At 59.8% G+C, this 17,832-nt stretch carries 15 protein-coding genes and 1 tRNA gene; 10 read left to right on the top strand and 6 right to left on the bottom strand.

The genetic code is table 11. The annotated features are described in order from the left end of the window. Positions 1–41: 41 nt before the first annotated feature. The 5 genes from EIP85_RS12440 to EIP85_RS12460 form a co-directional block, all read right to left on the bottom strand. Complete coding sequence (locus tag EIP85_RS12440) at positions 42–1,235, bottom strand: hydantoinase/carbamoylase family amidase (protein WP_127902567.1); 1,194 nt, start codon at positions 1,233–1,235, stop codon at positions 42–44. 245 nt (positions 1,236–1,480) lie between these two features. After that, positions 1,481–1,556: transfer RNA gene (locus EIP85_RS12445), tRNA-Val, on the bottom strand. An 88-nt stretch (positions 1,557–1,644) separates the two neighbouring features. Next, entirely contained in the window at positions 1,645–3,123 is a 1,479-nt protein-coding gene (locus EIP85_RS12450) for an ArnT family glycosyltransferase (protein WP_127902510.1), read from the bottom strand. Next, positions 3,101–3,367: a lipid-A-disaccharide synthase N-terminal domain-containing protein gene (locus tag EIP85_RS12455; RefSeq protein WP_127902568.1), complete on the bottom strand. Its 267-nt coding sequence runs from the start codon at positions 3,365–3,367 to the stop codon at positions 3,101–3,103. The genes EIP85_RS12450 and EIP85_RS12455 overlap by 23 nt, the downstream gene beginning before the upstream one ends. 31 nt (positions 3,368–3,398) lie before the next feature. Next, complete coding sequence (locus EIP85_RS12460; RefSeq protein WP_241559996.1) at positions 3,399–4,145, bottom strand: glycosyltransferase family 2 protein; 747 nt, start codon at positions 4,143–4,145, stop codon at positions 3,399–3,401. Between the two features lie 294 nt (positions 4,146–4,439). Here EIP85_RS12460 and EIP85_RS12465 point away from each other — a divergent pair, with 294 nt between their 5' ends. Next, positions 4,440–6,101, top strand: a complete 1,662-nt coding sequence (locus EIP85_RS12465) for a DUF6538 domain-containing protein (RefSeq protein ID WP_127902512.1) — start codon at positions 4,440–4,442, stop codon at positions 6,099–6,101. A 49-nt stretch (positions 6,102–6,150) separates the two neighbouring features. Here the strand turns inward: EIP85_RS12465 and EIP85_RS12470 are convergent, their stop codons facing one another. Further along, entirely contained in the window at positions 6,151–6,990 is an 840-nt protein-coding gene (locus EIP85_RS12470; protein ID WP_127902513.1) for a type 1 periplasmic-binding domain-containing protein, read from the bottom strand. Between the two features lie 560 nt (positions 6,991–7,550). On the opposite strand from EIP85_RS12470, the gene EIP85_RS12475 reads away from it, so the two are divergent. From EIP85_RS12475 to EIP85_RS12515, 9 genes are all read left to right on the top strand, one after another. Next, the gene (locus tag EIP85_RS12475) at positions 7,551–8,012 is read left to right on the top strand and encodes a hypothetical protein (RefSeq protein WP_127902514.1); all 462 of its coding nucleotides are present in this window, start codon (positions 7,551–7,553) and stop codon (positions 8,010–8,012) included. A 278-nt stretch (positions 8,013–8,290) separates the two neighbouring features. Further along, complete coding sequence (locus EIP85_RS12480) at positions 8,291–8,806, top strand: hypothetical protein (RefSeq protein WP_127902515.1); 516 nt, start codon at positions 8,291–8,293, stop codon at positions 8,804–8,806. Between the two features lie 562 nt (positions 8,807–9,368). Further along, positions 9,369–9,755, top strand: coding sequence for a hypothetical protein (locus EIP85_RS12485; RefSeq protein ID WP_127902516.1), 387 nt, complete (start codon positions 9,369–9,371; stop codon positions 9,753–9,755). 199 nt (positions 9,756–9,954) lie between these two features. Next, complete coding sequence (locus EIP85_RS12490; RefSeq protein WP_127902517.1) at positions 9,955–10,161, top strand: hypothetical protein; 207 nt, start codon at positions 9,955–9,957, stop codon at positions 10,159–10,161. 162 nt (positions 10,162–10,323) lie between these two features. Further along, positions 10,324–12,438 carry a hypothetical protein gene (locus EIP85_RS12495; RefSeq protein ID WP_127902518.1) on the top strand — a complete coding sequence of 705 codons (2,115 nt, stop codon included), beginning with the start codon at positions 10,324–10,326 and terminating at the stop codon, positions 12,436–12,438. A gap of 505 nt (positions 12,439–12,943) precedes the next feature. Continuing rightward, positions 12,944–14,200: a hypothetical protein gene (locus EIP85_RS23030; RefSeq protein ID WP_206615528.1), complete on the top strand. Its 1,257-nt coding sequence runs from the start codon at positions 12,944–12,946 to the stop codon at positions 14,198–14,200. A 286-nt stretch (positions 14,201–14,486) separates the two neighbouring features. After that, positions 14,487–15,161 carry a recombinase family protein gene (locus EIP85_RS12505; RefSeq protein WP_127902519.1) on the top strand — a complete coding sequence of 225 codons (675 nt, stop codon included), beginning with the start codon at positions 14,487–14,489 and terminating at the stop codon, positions 15,159–15,161. Between the two features lie 1,025 nt (positions 15,162–16,186). Further along, on the top strand, positions 16,187–16,753 hold the full coding sequence (locus EIP85_RS12510) for a hypothetical protein (RefSeq protein ID WP_127902520.1): 567 nt from the start codon (positions 16,187–16,189) through the stop codon (positions 16,751–16,753). Beyond that, complete coding sequence (locus tag EIP85_RS12515) at positions 16,740–17,705, top strand: DUF2971 domain-containing protein (protein WP_164871718.1); 966 nt, start codon at positions 16,740–16,742, stop codon at positions 17,703–17,705. Before EIP85_RS12510 ends, EIP85_RS12515 begins: the two co-directional genes overlap by 14 nt. Positions 17,706–17,832: the final 127 nt, after the last annotated feature.

The raw sequence follows: 17,832 nt of genomic DNA on the forward strand, positions 1-17,832 counted from the left end.
GCCGGCCAGTCATTCACCCGGGGCCGTTGCCCGCGCTCCGCCTAAAGTGCAGCTACTGCACGGGCCAGCACGTTGAGGCCGACGACAAGATCTTCCTCTCGCGTGTCCTCGTCGAAGTTGTGGCTTACCCCGTTGATCGAGGGGACAAAGAGCATCGCAGCTGGCATGTGCCGCGCAACACTTGTGGTGTCGTGCAGCGCCCCAGAGGGCATACGGCGCCACTTGCCCGGCGCCTCGGCTTCCGCGGCATGTGCCAGCGCCTGTTGCAGGCGAGGGTCCATCGCGACCGGCTCCAGCCCCAGCAACTGGCCGAATTCGACCTCCAATCCTCGGTCTTCGGCAACTTCGGCAACAGTCTCGCGGATGATCGCCTCCATCGCTGCCAAGCGGCCGCTATCGCCATCCCGCCACTGCATCGAGAACATCACCCGTCCTGGCACGATCGAAGAGCCGTTGGGGTGAACGCTTACATGACCGATCGTCCATACCGTCTCGGGAAGCACCACGTTGCGCAGCCGGTCGTTCAGGCGTTGGTTGAACTCCGACAGCCCTTGAAAAGCGTCGCGGCGCAGATGCATGGGCGTCGTGCCGGCGTGGTTCGACTGGCCCGTCAGCGTGATCCGCATGTCGCGGATGCCAACAATGGAGGTCACAACCCCGACGTGCTCGCCCGACGTATCGAGATACGGCCCCTGCTCGATATGCGCCTCGATGAAACCGGTGAAGCGTGCAGGATCGAGGAAGTCGCCGCTGACCAGATCAGCCATCTTCGCGCGCCCCTCGGCATAGCTGGTCCCGTCCGAGGCGGTCAGCGTGTCGGCCTCCTCGAGGCTCCGCCCGCCCGCCCAGACGGTCGAGCCGGTGGTCACGCCGTAGCGGCCCTCTTCGTCCTGAAAGCTCACAACGGAGATGTCAGGGCCACCCGCTTCCTTTGCCGCGCGAGCTATCTCCAGCGCGACCATCACGCCGTAAGCGCCGTCGAGCCAGCCACCCTCGGGTTGGGTATCGGAATGCGATCCCATGAGCAGGCTGGGGCCGTCACCCGCGAGACCGAAGAGATTGCCGACCGGGTCGAAGTAGGGGGTCAGTCCCGCCTCCGCGAACTGCGCGGCGAGCCACTTCCGCGCCTCGATATCCTTGTCAGTGTAAGCGGGACGCACCACCCCCTTGCCCACAGCACCGATGGACCGAAGCTGATGAAGGCTGTTCAGGAATCTCTGCGGGTTAGGCTGCATGGCTTGTCCACCTTCTTGCTGCGAGAGCCGCTCTAACAGCACGGGCGCCCGATAGCCACTTTGAGCTGCTGCCGGTTTCGTGGACATGACGAAAAGATCGTGATCGCGGAACTGGCGGAGGCTCTTGACCACGGAGGCCTGGCGCGGCCCGCCAACACTGCCTCCGAAGAGGTGACCGGCACCGCACCTACGGAACGGGACCCGAGACCTGTTCTCAGCACACCAGACGTCATTAGCGGGATAGATGGTGGGTGATGAGAGGCTCGAACTCCCGACATCCTCGGTGTAAACGAGGCGCTCTACCAACTGAGCTAATCACCCGGGCCGAAGGCCTGGGCGCTTTCCTACCCCGGCGGCCGGGCGGGGCGCAAGATGGTGTGACGGGGTAACGGCCTCTCCGGCGCGCGGGTCAGCCCTTGGCGACCCAGCAGTCGCCCGGCACGCGCCAGAGGGTGACGGGGCCGCGTTGCCAGGTGCCGGGCACCGGCTGCAGCACCTTCAGCTTCTCGCCGCCGCAGCGGGGCGGCCCACCGGGCGTGGCGAAAAGCGCGTCGCCGGGAAGCACGGGGGGGACCGGGTGGGTCATCTGGTACTGGTCGTTGTAGCAGTCCGTGTCGCCTGCCGGGCAGCCCGGCGCGGGGGCGGCATAGAGGCCAAGGCCGGACGCCCGCCCGGTGTAGAAGAGATCGGCCTGCAGCGCCCGGCTGGTAGCGACGACCGAGCGGAGGTGGTTCGCCCTGGCGGTCGCGATGATCTCGCGGCTGACGGCGGCGCGGCCCATGTAGCGGGCCATCAGCGCACGGCCGTTCGGCATCACCACCGCCTCGGGGTAGATCACCAGCGCAATCAGGAAAAGGCAGATCGCGGCGTTCACCGCGACGGTCAGCGCCCCGAAGCGGGGGTGGCGCGCGGCACAGGCGAAAAGGAGGAGCGCAGCCGGCAGGTAGGCCGCCACCGCCCAGTTGGCGAAGGCATGGGACAGGAGCGCCTGCACCGTCACCAGCGCGACCACCGGCAGGGACGTGGCGATCATCGCCCGCTCCCACGCGGCGCGGCGGCGCCAGCGGGCCGAGAGCGCCAGCAGGCCCGCGAAGCTCAGCGGGCCGAAGACGCCGAACTGCGCCGCCAGGAATGACAGCGCGGCGCCAAGGTGGAGGCCGGTGCGATCTTCCGGGTCGTTCACCCAGTCCATGTTGTCGGCGGTGTGGTGCAGCGTCGGCCAGCCGTTGACCGCGTTCCAGAGGATGTTCGGCAAGAGGCACAGGAACGCGACGCCAAGCGCGATACCCGCCGCCCGCCAGCCCGGGCGCGCCTCGGTCACCAGAAGGGCCGCAAGCGCGCCGCCAAGGATGAAGTAGAGCGCGGCATATTTCGCCATGGCCCCAAGGCCAAGGCCGAGACCCGCGAGCGCCGCGTAGCCCGCCCCGCCGCCGCGCGCGGCGCGCAGCCAGGCCCAGAGCGCGAGCGCCAGGAAGGGGAACATGATCGTGTCGGTGGTGATCAGGAGGCTGCCCACCCCCACCATCGGCAGGCTCAGGTAGCCCGCCGCCACCCAGACCGCGGCGCGGCGGCCGGCGAGCTCCGCCGCCGTGGCGGCCAGCAGGACGGCCGTCGCCGCATGGGCGAGCGGGGCGGCGAGGCGGACGAAGAACGGCGCCTCTGACCCGGCGATGGTGGTCACGGCGCGGATCACCCAGCCGATCAGCGGGGGCTTGGAGTAATATCCGAAGGCAAGGTCCTGCCCCCAGAGCCAGTATTGCGACTCGTCCAGGAAGAGGTCGGTCCGGTCGAAGGCCAGGGCCAGCAGCCGGGCAGCGGTGACCGCGAGGACGATCAGCAGGACCGGCGCGAGCCAGCCCCGCCGCTCAGGCGCTGCGGCGCTCTGCACGGATCAGCCAGAGGTTCCGGGCGTAGATCACCACGCCGAGGGATTGCCCGATGGTGAAGACCGGATCGTGCCGGGCGATGGCATAGGCCAGCAGAATCAGCCCGCCACCGATGGAGAAATACCAGAAGGCCACCGGCATGACCGAGCGCTTCGCCCGTTCGGAGGCCAGCCATTGCACAAGAAAGCGCGCGGTGAAGAGCGCCTGGCCCAGGAGGCCGATGGCGATCCAGACGAGCCCTGCCATCGAGCCCGCGTGAAAGAACCGTACCAGCGTCTCAGTCAAGCCCGCCTCCCTGCCCGCCCGCACGTTCGACCGCGCGCGCCTTCTTGCGGCGGCGGATCAGCCAGGCGACCCCGGCGAGATCGGCCACCCCGACGAGGGCGCGCTGGAAATTCGAATATTTCGACTTGCCCGCCGCGCGTTCACGATGGGAGACGTCGACCAGCACCACCTCCCAGCCGTCGCGCTTGGCCAGCGCGGGCAGGTAGCGGTGCATGTGGTCGAAATAGGGGAAGGCGAGGAAGGCCTCGCGCCGGAAACCCTTCAGGCCGCAGCCCGTGTCCCGCGTGCCGTCCTTCAGAATGAAGGCGCGAATGCGGTTGGCCAGGCGCGACGCAAGCCGTTTGGAGAGCGTATCCTGCCGCGCGACACGCTGGCCGGCGACAAGGCCGATGCGGCCGGCGGTATCGGCGAGGAACGGCGCCCAGAGCTTCGGAAGCTCCTCGGGCGGGTTCTGGCCGTCGCCGTCCAGCGTGCAGATGATCCCGGCCTCGGCAGCCAGGACGCCGGAATGGACCGCCGCGCTCTGCCCGCCCGCCTTCGGGTGCTGAAGCAGGCGCAGCTCGGGCACGTCGGCCATCAGCGCGCGGAGACGCTCGGCTGTGTCGTCGGTGGAGCCGTCGTCGACAGCGATGATCTCGAAGCTCGCAAGGCTCGCGCAGGCGGCGCGGATGCCCGTGACGAGCGGGGCCACGGCCCCCGCCTCGTTATGCATCGGAATGACGATCGCGACGGTTTTCACCTGGGCCTCGGGGATTCTATGGGCCGGCGGACGGCGGGCATCTGAACTCATCGGTCTAGGCGCGCCTCCCGGCCCTGTCAACCGAGGCCGTTCTGCATCCAGGCCAAACGAAAGCGCGCCCGAAGCCGGGCCTCGGGCGCGCGAATTATGGTGGGTGATAACGGATTTAAATCACCCATCACCATTCGCTCGCCCTGTTTTTCCTATTTTTACCCAATATTCAATAATTTTTGCGTTGATTTTGGGTAACATCTCGAGCATTTATGGGTAACATTTTGGGACTTTGAGGCCGTCATGAACTCCGACAAACACCAGAAGGCGAAGTACCTTAAGAGGGAGGAAGACGGCTATTGGCGCTACATTCGCAGAGTGCCCATTGACCTTCAACAAGCCATCGGCGCGAAGCGCTGGCGACGGTCACTGAGCCAGAACAGAACCGAGGCCGAGCGGCGCGCACAGTCGCTACGGGTCGAGCACGACGCCCTAATTGCCCGCCTCCGCGACCCGGAGACGGCGACCGAGACGAAGGTGGAACTAGCCCGCAGACGGACACAAGCTCGGATGGCTGATTTGGAGGCACAGGGCGCACCAAGTGACGGGCACGAATATGTGGAGTCGGTCACCCCCATCATTGCCGAGTTGGAAGCCAAGGGCGAGCCGGTCGAGCCGTCGGACCTTGGGCACACAACGGAGTCCTTACTCGGGGAAATGTGGCGGCGCGTCCCGGAGGTTCTGCTGAGCGCCGAGGACGAACCAGACCGCGCAAAACGCTACCATCAACTCGTTGGCTTTCAGGTGATGGCGTTCGGCGATCAGTCGCGCGGAAGCGTCGACGGGCGCCCCGACATCCCCGCCCCCGATGGTAAGGTTGCCCGAATGCAGTATGACGCACACCGCGCGATGCTGGAATCGGCTCTGGAAGAGATAGCCCCGTTACCGGACGATACGCCACCCGAGCGGCGCCTTAGCGGCCTCCTGAAGCAGTACATTAAGGCGCAGGCCCTGCGCCCGAACTCCCAGCGATCCTACGAGGGCAAGATCAAGCGCTTCCTGCGGTTCGCTTCGCCAGACGCGAACAACCCGGCGCTAGGCGACCATAGCTTACCCAGTTACACGCCGGAGCTTTTTCGCGAGTATCGCGACTACCTGCGGGATGGCGACGAGGAAGAGTCCTTTAAGCCCATGAACGCGACCAGTGTTCGGCAGTACTTCGCACCCATGAAAGCGCTATGGACTTGGGCCGCCGACGAATACCAAAGCGATCCCACCCTCAAGGAACTCTCTTTCCCGCGCATCCGCATGCCGAAGGACGGCGAGACCGTTGAGGAGAAGCGCTGGCAGTCCTTCGATGACAACGAGATCAAACAAGTGTGGAAGCTTCTAAACGAGGCGTGGGGGCCGGACGGTGACAGCCGGCTATCACCGACGCGCCGCAAAGCCTTTCTGATGGCCTTCCGCGTGATCCTGTGGACAGGAATGCGTCCCGTTGAGGTGTTCCGCCTGACGGCGGACAACGTCAAATCGGACGCCGCCCACGGCGACATCCTGCACATCACCCACACGAAAACCAAGATGCCCCGGAAAGTACCCATCGCAAAAGGCATTAGCGACCTGCCAAACTTTCTGGCGTCTGGCGGCTTTGCTGGCGAACTGGCAAACGCGAACGCCAAGGGCGGCGCTAGCAAACCCGGCTCACTGGCGGGTACGATGCGTGATCAGTTTCGCACCATCATCCGGGACGGCGGACTGACCAACCGGAAGCATGTTCTATACAGCGCCAAGGACACGTTGGTGGAGCGACTACAGCGCCAGAATGCTGGGGATGACGTCATCCGGAGCATCATCGGGCACGTGACCGGACAGAAGTCGCTCCGAAACTATAAGACGTTGTTGGGTGACACCGCAGACGGCATGATGCAGATGCGGAAGGCGCTGAACCAGATTGAGTATTGGTGAAGGCAGCAACAGCCCTAATGCGGGCGAAGTAGACCCAACCGGAAGACAGCTAGGCAATACCAGTGGAGGCCACAAGGTATTGACCGATTTGTCCGACTTCGGTGTCCAAGTCCAATCCATTGAACAGTCGACGCGCTTGAGGCTGACCGGGCGTGATCGGCTCTGCCACCCAGAACAGATCGAAACCGTTTTGACCCGCTGCACCAATAGACGTAGCACCGCCTACCGTTGGATCTGGTCCCTCGGCGACCATCTTGTCGATTGCGCGACGGGGTAGGCCCGAGGTGATGTGCGGCTCAGTTCGGCGGTATGCTTTAAGCGCTTCATCGAATGCCTCTTTGGCTGTGCCCAATACAAGCCACGGGTCGCCGTCTTTAGGAGGCGCATCGGGGTAAGTCAGCTCCACCCTAAACGCTGCTTCCATTCGGCCGTCAATGTGCGCGACCTTGTATTTCATCTCGTGCGGACACCAGCCAAAGAATGCCGCCGAGAAAATCCCGTCATCTGAATTCTTTCCTTTGCCCTCTGAAAACTGGCGCCGCTCCTTCATGAAGCGCTCGGCCAAACGATGGACAAACCCTGCAATCTGTTCGAATGTTGGCGGGTTTGAGAGATCACCCGGACGCGCCAGCTTCTGAAGAAGAGTTGAAGCCGTTACGGCCGTCATCGTAGCTGGCAACGCCGATCCCGCGTAGGCAAAACCATATTGCGTCCAATAATGTGGTATACGAAGATGGTCCTCTTGATCCATCGCTGATGCAACAACTGGAATTGCATATATCTTTGTGGCTATCTCCGTGGTCGGCTTATCCTCCGATCCGGCGACCAGCCGTGTGTCCGCTGCACACCACTGCCGACCATTTTCCTGCCAAATCACTGCTATTGTCACGACAAGCATCCTTGAGAAGGGGCCGAGAAAAATTAACTTGCCGCGAGCCCAAAGATCAATCCTCAGCGCTTTATCTCGCGCAAACGTCAATGAAGCTCAAGTAATCTAGCTTCAAAGCGGCCCACAACGTCTATGCGTCAACAGCTTCACCGGTAAAATCTCTGACAATCGGAAGTTCCTCCTGACCGCGTTTCCGAAGTGCTTGCATTTTATCAAATGTTATGTTATTACATAAATACTCCGGAAGCACACACGCCGGTCGACTTCTCCCACCCGTGAGGCAGCCTTGCACCAGTACACTATCACTATAGTCGATCTATGTGCCGCAGCCGGGATCACCTACCGGACTGCCGCCAAGTGGCTGAAAGGCTTGCCCCGCATCCGGCGCCGCGATGGTTTCCACTACAATCTCGCTGACGTCTTGCTTGTTATCCGCTCTCGGCGCCGGGGTATCTCCGCGATGGCGCCGGAGGTGGTTGAGTTGGCTCGGGCCGCCGAGCTTCGGGGCTGCCCGAGCTGACTCCCACTATCTTCCCTTAACTGACAAAGGAATTTTCAGAATGTCTGACGCAGACGATCTTCGTCACCTTGTTTCGCTTTTGCCCCCGGAAGACAATGCCCGCCTTTTGGAGGTGACCAACCAGTTGTCACAGGCCTCTGCGGCACTGGGCGTAGACGTGGATACGGACAGCCTCCTTTCGGTCGAGGCGGTTCGCCTCGCCGTGCTCGCGGGCCTCGAGTTCCGAGTGGACGAGGCGTTGGCACAGCTCAAAAACGTCCCCGCCGTAGCCGAGCGCCTGAAGGCCCGCAGCGATGATGCTAAGGCCCGTCGTGAGATTTCGGAATACGCCCAGTCGCTCCCGAGGGATAAACGGATTTCCTACGCCCGGAGCCTCGGTGGTATCGCTGCGGGGAAGCCGGGCAATGCCGACAGCGGCAATGTCCCTGATCTCTCCACCATCAACAGCATCAAGGATCGCGCAACCCGACTGGCACTAGCGCGCCGCGCGGGCTTGGCGTGACGACGTGAATAGCGAGACGCTTCTCTCCCTTTGGGATGAGGTTCTAGCCTTCGCAAGAGAGCATGCCACCCGCCTGCAGGCTGATCCGGCGGTCTCCTCACCTCAGAAGAAGCGAAGTTTGGCTATCTTCTCCGACGCGGCACAGAAACTGTACGCAACCCGAGATGCTATTCGAGCCGCAGACCGTCACCTTGCGTTCGTCCACCCGCGTCAGCGGGAGACGATTGTGGACGAGGCCCGTATGGTTCGCGATTTGCTTCGCTGGGAGGCCGAAGAGGATGGCTAAGGATCGCCGGGCGCGCCGAACACGTCGAGTAACAATCGGCGGGTCTGGCGGCAGCAGTCTCGTATCACACGGCGCGCCGCCATCGAACTGGGATGGGTTGGAACATTTTGTCTACGCCGCAGAGGCAAACTTTGTGGCCGCGAAGGCCTCGGCCCAAGCAGGTGCGAATGTTGACTGCAACAGCTACCTTCAGCGGTCACTCGATGCTCTGGATGCTGCCGCGCAGTTCGTCAACGACCGTGCCCGCGAGGAAGCAGATGCTTCCCGTGGTGAGATGCGCCCGGATGTTCCGTGCCACACCGCGTCACTCGACATTAATGTCGCCGCCGCGTGGATTGCCGGACTGGGCGTCTGGCTTGGCATGGTGACCGCCGAGGAGGCCCGGCAGCGGCGTCACCGCGCCCTTGCAAGGCAGAACGTCATCGACGGGATCAACGCCAAGGCCGACGACGCGCTAATGGCAGAGCTGCGCGGTGATGATGCCGCAGGCAGGGCGGCAAGTATTTGACCCACGCTTCCATGGCTCCTTGCCCCGATGCGGAATCGGCGAGACACGGTCATACGTCGTGGTCACTCGAGTGGCGTCCACGCACTGACGCTTAGGGCGGGCGGTTACCTCGGCAATGTCCCCAAGAGAACGCCTCTTCGCAGCAACCGCTGCTCCGACTCCTCCACACAGCCATTAGTCAATCTTATAATTGACCCATCGCGCAGGCGTCAAATATGCGCTTGAAGCGGATTCCCCGTCCTCGATGGCAGAAAGATGTTAGAGAAACGCGATAAGGGATGCCGGTCTCTGCCATATCATCGGCCCTCGCCATTAGCCCCACAAATGTGACAAAAATCTAACCCTGATTTCCAATTTTCACGAATGCGTGATTTTGTAGCGCACTGATAATAATAGCTATTTTTTAATCTTAAAATCAAATTTCAGCTTCAAGCTGACTCCTTTTCCCGAGTTTTAGCACATTGGCCAATCCGGGGACATGGACCCGTATTGAAATTTTCGCGGCATTCCGTATCTTCGCCGTGTGGTGAATGAATGCCACGCTAAAACAGAAGGAAACAAAATGTTGGACTGCGTATGCAATGAATTGGACTCATCTCCATGGGTGACCGCTTTTTTGGTTGGGTTTTTCGATAGCCATAAGCCCTCCTACACTGAGAGTGTCGGCCGAGTTCTCAAAATTCGTATGGCAACCGGGGTTTGCCCGCCCGCAGAGTTGATTGGCGCTGAAACGGATATCACCTTGAACGAGGACGATACATTGATATTGCCGCTTGCTCTGAATGGAATGCCCCCGAGTGATGCAATTGAAGCAATCTTGAACATTACTCCCGACGATGTTTGCGCGGACTTTCTCATTGGAATTCGGGCGGGAGAAGCTCCGGATGGGACATGGCTGCCACGCTTCCTCGGCCCGTACAGCGCCAACCCGATGTGGGGAAAGAACTGATGTGCGACCTTCATTCAGAGCTGATCCAGCAGACCGCCCTGCTCGCCAGCGACGCCGAACGGATACCGAGCCCGAAGGTTCGAACACGCATGCGCGCTAGATGGCGAGAGATCGGGCGGACCTTGAGTGCAATGGACCCACATGAACGTCGGATGGGGCCGCTCTGCATTCACCCTGACGGTCGGCCGGGATGTGCGCCATGAGCGTGCCCTTCCATTTGCATCGCTCCGCCGAACTGGAAAGCGTTCGCGACTTGCTACACGACGCGCTCGAACTGGCGGAGGATGTCGGCACACCGGTTGAAACCCGGATCGCAATTGATCGCGCCCTGAAGGCGGTCTGCAAAGATATGACGCCCATCAGGATCGGCAGGCGCGGGCCCGGCTTCGTACGGGACGCCGGCTAACCACTGAAGGCGGGCGTCAGCCCGCCTCCCGTAAGTACGAGTGTTTGACGGCGGTACTGCCGCACCCCTCGCAGACAAGCGAACACGAAGAGCACCCGAACGCCCGTGCGGCAATCGGCCGTGACCCTTTGTCCAAAATGGCTACGAAGCATAGGAGAAGATATGGAAATGTTTGTTGACGTAAGTAACTCGGCCGCTGTCGCCGCTGAAATCGAACCGGAAGAACTGGTAATCCCTGAACCCTCCGCCATCGCGAAGGGCGCCAAGGAAATCAGGGATAGTTTCGACCAGAAGCAGCGCGAGCGCATCCGGAAGGCTCAGGCGCTGATACTGTCGGACGCAAGTGAGGCTCTGCATGAGCTCAGCCGAAAGAAGGTTACGCCCCCTGATGTAGAACTGGCAGTGCTGGTCGCGGGACTGGAGAAGGCGAAAGCACCAGAGAACACCAAGGTTGAATTTCTCGACGTCCTCCGGGCCGCTTTTCCGAAGCTGGAAAAGACTTGGCTCAAAAACCTCCGTGTGGCGGTGAAAAACATTCTCAAAGCCCCCAGTCGAAGCGCCGCGCAGGCCATGACGTACAACCTCGTGAACCTGCACGATTTCCGCCATCAAGTCGGCCACGGACTGCGGGAGCTTGAAAGGGCGAACAAGCACAATCCCACGCTGTTTCGCTACGGCAGCGAAGTAGCCGAGATCCGCACCGACCCCCTGACGGGGGCCGCTGCCATCGAGACGTTGAGCTTTCAGGTGTTCAAGGCGCGGGTGAATGCCGTTGCCGAATATCGACGTCTCCATTTGGATGGAGAGTCTTCGCAGGGTGTCAGCGTCCCGGAGGATGTCGCCCAGACGCTCTACGCCCACCCCGAGTTGCCGCTGCCGGTTCTGCGAGGGATTACCCGGACACCCGTCTTCGATACGGAAGGCAATCTGATCAAAGTGCCGGGCTACCACAGGGCATCGGGGCTCTATTACGCACCACCACCCGACTTCGCCGTAGATCTCCCGAGCGGGCGCGTCAGCGCCGAAGATGTGACACAGGCCATTGCCGATCTGTGCGACCTGTTCTGCGATTTCGAAATGGACGGCCTCTCGCGCGAGGCTTTCACTGCTGCGGTTCTACGCGGCGAGGGCGACAAACAATGGCGCCTAGCCGGTACGCGCGCCCGTAGCGCCGTGCCGCCGTCCTTCCTCGCCTGTGTCGCTTGGATGTTAGAACAGCCCTGCCGCCCGATGATCGCGGGACCTGTAATGGGTCTCCTCGTGTCAAAGACGACGCCGGGAGCGGGCGGAGGGCTGCTGGCCAAGGTCATGCAGATGATCGTGCAGGGATCGACCGCATCTCGGCAGCTCGCCAAGAGCGAGGACGAACGCCGCAAGGCCATCTTCACTGCATTGAAGGGAAGCCCACCAACCGTATTCTGGGACAATCTCCGCGCAGGTCACGAGGTGGATAGCGCTGCGCTGGCGTCCCTCCTGACGGAGCCGGTCTGGACCGACCGGGAGCTTGGGCGCAGCGGCGAACGCAGTCTGATGGTCACCGCGTCGTTCATCTTCGTCGGAAACCGACCCTTGTTCTCAGATGAGCTGCGCCGCCGCCTGAGTCTGTGCGAGTTGCTGCCGCAGGTGGCCGATCCTGCCGCGCGTGACACCAGCAGCTTCGCCCACCCCGACCTGTTTGGAGATGTAAAGCGGGATCGCGTGCGCTACGTCCGGGCCCTGTTGGTGCTGGTGTTGAATTGGATCCAGCAAGGCCGCCCGTCTCCGAAGTATTCGGTCGCGCCGGGCAGTTACGACGAGTGGCACCGGGTCGTCGTGGGCATCCTTGAGGCCGCTGCACCTCATTGGAAATCATGGGGGGCAAACCGCTCCAAGCTGGACGACGTTGCTGGCTCTGACGACACCACCGAGATCGACACACTGCTCGCATTGTGGGCTCAGGAATATGGGCTCGGGCAGCCTGTGGAGGCATCGGCACTCTGCACGGCGGTCGCTCAAGCGAGGCTGGAGCTGCCGTTGAAGCCCGCGCGACATGGTGACGAATGCGAATACAGCTCCAAGTCGCTGGGGCGCTATCTCAAGAGCTTTGCCGGGCGAGTCTTCGAGGTGGAGACCAAAGACGGCGAGAAGTCGGTCGCCGTGCGTCAGCACGACAAACGGGGTAAGGGCGGCTATCCATGGCTTCTTGTCGAAGTGGCGCAGAAGCCCAAGGCTGTGCCGAATGCTGTCAGCCTTGCAGCGGGGGCTCAGCGGCGGGGACGCGGGGGCAACTTCGGGTGATCGGATCTGGGCGGCGTCGGCCGCCCTTTCCTATCGCGTTGGTGCAACGTGGCGAGGGACGCGCCGAAGTACAGATTACGGCAAATACGCCCGAAAACGGTCGCAAACACGGCCACGAAACCAAAACAAAATTAATGGGTTAGCGCCGTTCACCGTATTGGCGTATTTTAATACCTTGCCCATAGTCCTGTTCAGATCAACACGTATCAGCGTATGTTCTCACAGGCTCTAGCTCCGCCCCCATTACGAATGTTGCAATACGGAAATAGGGCCGAACTTGCCGCCAAGCCGTTGAAACTGCGTAGAGTTTTTCCACCGTAATTGATGGCCGCAAATACGGCCCCGAGTACCATCTGCTGCTCAAGCACGGCACTTGCGCTTCGCGCAGGCCAGACACCCGGAGCAGTCCTTGACCGCATCCGGGCTAAGGCGCATCTATCACTTTGCAGACCATTCGGATATCCGATTCCGACACGGCCAAAACTGTTCAGCGTGATTGACAATCATGGAAACCGAGAAGAACGAGAGTCACGATACGACGCAAGAAGATAATAGTCCCGGCACCGGGTCTCTGCATTCGGCGGCTCAGGCCACTGCTGACCATGCGTTGACCGCTGGCACAATTGCCAATGGGGGTGAACCAATCCGGCTGACTGACATCAATATGCATGGAATCTCTGCTTCAGCAGGGTTGCCGGGAAGTGAGATCAAGATCTGGACAAGGCTTGCGATGACTTCGGACGACCCGAAGTTTTACCGTATTGTGCCGAACCTCGCTTCTTACATCACTGCTCTAGCGCGTAACGCAGGCGCTAATGTCAACTTAGATCGGGCAGACACAGTCTTACTCGTCATCGGACCGGACAACACGGGCAAGTTGTGGGTGGACACCGTCGCGACCACGCTCAAAGCGATGCCGAAGCGCCCAATGATCGTCGGCGCACCGATCTTCGAGTCTGACATAGCAGACGTGACAGCCATGGAGTTTCCCTGCGTTACCATCGGACGGCAAGACCGAATCGTTTTCCTATTCCGGCAAGATTGGCGGTTCGCCCTGTTTTTTGACTTCAATCGCGATGGAAATTTAGACTTGCCTCGGGCGAGTAGGGACCTTGCCAAGCTTTACCGAAGCCTAAAGTACCGCCACTTATATGATACGCTGGCAGACCAAGCCGTATTTGGGCGCCTTCGGTCCGCCGGTTGGTTTCCATTCGTTGAGATCGTCGGTCACGAATTTACGGAACTTGCAAACCACTGTGAAGCTGGATTTGATCTTGCCGACCAAGAGTTCAAGCTTGTGGCAAGCTTTGATAGAGCCCGACTTGATTCTATGGTTGATAGGTGGCTTACGAAGCCTCACTTTGCGTCCAAGGAGCCATTTCTAAGGGTTGCGGTTGATGCATTCGAACAGAACAATCCGATTTCTTGCATCAAGACGGTTCTGACCGAGATCGAGGGCGTATTGCAGGCCGCCTACAAGGCCGCTACCGGCCAAGGGACACGGCAAACAGGCAAGCTTCTTGAATTTGCCAAACTATCGGCTGAGGAAAAGGCAGGAGGCTCAGACTCACTACTCTTTCCGTCCGATTTTGCGAAGTATCTCGAAGATTATACGTACGCCAACTTTGATCCCTCGGGCCCGTCTGGTTCTGCGAGCTCGCGACATGCCGTTGGACACGGTGCCGCTGACGCGACGACATATACTCAAGTTAGGGCTCTGCAGGCACTGCTCACTCTGGATCAAATCGCGTTCTACACCTAGCGGCAGACTGCGTCACAGCAGCGAGGCAGGGCATTTGAAAAATCGGCGTTTCAGTCGCTGTCGGACGCTGGCCCGCTGACCTTCCCGAATATTGGCGAAGCGCAATATGGGTGGGTCCATGACGCAATCCTGATGGGACGTCTATTAAATTCGGCTTGGCGACCACTGAAGCGGTGCCATCACCAAGAATCCAAGCTAAACGTACGAATTTAATATCGAATCATATCCCCTCTGGCCTATAATTTGGCCTAACGAACATTACGCCAGTTTGGAAATTAGGTTCAGAATGCGGATTGTGGCCTACATCCGAGTTTCCACTCGGCGACAAGGGGAAAGCGGACTCGGGATCGAAGCCCAACAGGCCGAGATCGCGGCTTACGCCGCCACCCATGGTGCCAGCATCGCCGCCGAGTTTATCGAGGTGGAGTCGGGCAAGAAGGACGACCGCCCGGAGCTGCATCGGGCGATCCGCGAAGCCCGGCTGACCGGCTCACGCTTGGTCATCGCGCGGTTGAATCGACTGTCGAGAAATGCCGCCTTCCTGCTGAACCTGCGCGACTCCGGCGTGGACTTCGTGGCGGCAGACATGCCGAACGCCAACAGCCTGACAATCGGTGTCATGGCGCTGGTGGCGCAAGAAGAGCGCGAGGCTATCAGCAGGAACACCAAAGCCGCGTTAGCGGCTGCTCGGGCGCGGGGCCAGAAGCTCGGCAACCCCAACGGCGCAGCGGCCCTGAGACGCGCAGGGAAGGGCAACACGGCATCCCGGCAGGCTGCTACGGCGCGGGCCGACGCCCGGGCTCACGACCTCGCTGACGTGCTGGCAGACATCACCGCCAAAGGCCACACGACGCTTCACCAGATCGCCAAGGAGCTGAACCGGCGGGAGATTAGGACGCCGCGCGGCGGGCGCTGGCATCCGTCCAGCGTGGCGAACATACGAGAGCGGCTAGCTAGCTGATCTGGCTCCAGCGCGCGTTTAGCGCGCCGGGGACCCATCAGGGCGGTAGGGGCATCCTTACGCAACGGGCGCAGTTGCTGACTATGACTAGAATCCCGAATCTGCCCGCTTGCTGATGTTCCATCTCCCGAAAAGGGAAACTTTCACACCACGCAAGTCTGACCTTGTCGGCTGGCTCGCCCTGCGACTATGCTATGGGTGTGAGACCAAGCTGGTCGCAAGGCGAGCCTCGCCGGAGCCAGTTTCGCCGGGCGGTACCATGATTGGTATACGCCCGGCTCCACCCCCACAAGATCCATTAACTTTATCGGCACGTCCAGATGTTAACCCCGCATTGGAAAAGGGGAATACAGTCAAAGTACATTAACATATTGTTTCTAAATGTTATTTTTCTCTAATCGCCAACTTGCGCAGCTTGCAGATGAAGACGTCGGCCTTTCTCCACACGCCAAGTAAGCACTCGCATAGGTCGTGTGAATGACTCACGAAACGAGTCAAAACAATGAAGGGAGAGCGATTGGGTCACTGCAGCCGGCCCTCGAAAACTGCGCTTCGCCGCAACAGAAGTGCCGGCATTTCATTCTGCCTTTGTTCGTGCAGCTTATCCAATTGGTGGCCCGAGTCCGCGACCTGCTAGACGATCACTCCGAGGTGAAGACCACCTGCCCGGCCTGCCGCACCATCACTGTTATCGCGTGCGCGGCAGATTCAACGTGAGCTTGCCCGGCTGACCCAAGACACCCCTATTCCCTTGACAGTCTCGCATATGTACTTAGTTTGTTCCTGCACCTAGCGGTTATCGGCTCGGCATGTGCCCGCCGTAGGCGGATTTTATTATTTCACGCCCGCCTAGCCCACTTGGCCGCGATGACAGATGTAAACGCTTATTGATGCCCCCAACATAATCTTGGTGAACCGAACTTGCCAAGGATACGACGGGCCACAAGAAGGCGTTTCAGCCTACCAGAACGAGGGATAGACGTCCGCCCACAAATCACGGGCCAGAGGAAACCAAGGAGACTCGTGTGGAGTGGAATGATGCAGGTGATTACGCAGCTCTGATCGGTGGAATTCTATATCGGAACGTCAAGAATCCTTTGGTAGTCAACGGAACACCTCCTATCACCCTTTCTCGTAATCCAGAAACAAGCGCACTGGCCGTATCCTTCCAAATATCAGCCGATGATGAAAACATCATCGCCAAGATTGATCGAAACAACGTGACGGTGATTAATGAAAACTTCTACCTATACACTGGACAAAAGAGATTCTCAGTTATTCGAATAAAAGGTGGGCAGGTGGTACTCGACTTGAGATACGAGATCGAAGATTCTCCATATGAACTCGAATTGTCTACAATCTTCCTGCAAGATGGCTGCCCAGTCATACTTCACCCCGAGCGCACAAAAGTTGCAAAAACAAACGATAACAGCGGCCCCAATCTATCAAATTTAACATTGACGTCCCAACGCGACTCGCAGGGAACAGGTATCAAACTCGATCGCGCGGCAATTTATCTTCTTGGTGTTTGCATCGAGAATCTCTCAAATGGGGTGGACATCAGCACCGGAGAAGGAAATGCAGATAAATGAACTTCAAGCTGCCGCGCTGAACACGGCGAGGGAGCGTTTCTTCGCAAGCTGGAATCCGCTCCACGCACCATTCCCCAACCGTCTATATCACTACACGTCCGCCGCAGGTCTAATTGGAATCTTGTCGTCGCGGTCACTATGGTTAACTGACTTGCGATATATGAATGACATGTCAGAGCTCCAATTTGCGCAACAGGCCATAGATCAATGCATTTCAGATAAGCTCAGCGACCCAAGCCTGTCGGAAGCCCAAAAGGAGTTCCTCTCTCGTATTTCGCGAAGCTACAACCCTTTCGATTCTGGTGCCGCTGTATATTCCGCCTCGTTTTGCGAAAACAAGAACCTGCTGAGCCAATGGAGGGCGTATCGAGGTCAGGGTGGCGGCTATGCGCTTGGATTTGATTTTTTCCACACAATACGACTCTTGGATAGACCCTGCTTCTTGCGCAGAATTATTTATGGCGTTGAACAGCAAAGATCAATTATTGACGATGCGGTAACCAACCTACTCGCAGGCGTTCACGACGGGAGCAAGGATTTGCAGCTATCAGATGTGTCTGATCAATTTCTTCCTGCGGCGTGTCAGGTATTTTCCCAGCTTGCAGCAGAACTCCTCTTTTGCCTTAAACACCCGGATTTTCACGAAGAACGTGAGTGGCGCCTAGTTAGCACTACACCTCAATTGTCGCCGATTCAGCGAGAGCTGATTCCACCTCAATTCCGCGAGTTTCAGGGGAACATAATTCCTTACTATGCCGTCAGCTATGATAGATCGGTCAAAGCATCCAACGACGACCTCTCCGGAATTGGGTTTCCCATCCAAGAAGTTGTCATCGGCCCCACAGTTAGCGGAGACCTGAATGAAAGCTCCCTTAGGACATTGATGCTGAGTCTGTCTCGGGACATCGTGCCGAATATCACGAAGTCTGAGATTCCGCTGCGCTGGTTGTGACTGAACACCTACAATCAAACCCGGGGGCGAAGAGGGCCGAACCTCTGCCCGACGGCGCGTGAGTGCCTGTTGCCTTCTGCGTCCCTCCATCATGCGCCGCTACCCTTCGTCTACAGCACTTCGGAGG

The sequence above is a fragment of the Solirhodobacter olei genome (assembly GCF_004010155.1).
GTDB lineage: Bacteria > Pseudomonadota > Alphaproteobacteria > Rhodobacterales > Rhodobacteraceae > Solirhodobacter > Solirhodobacter olei.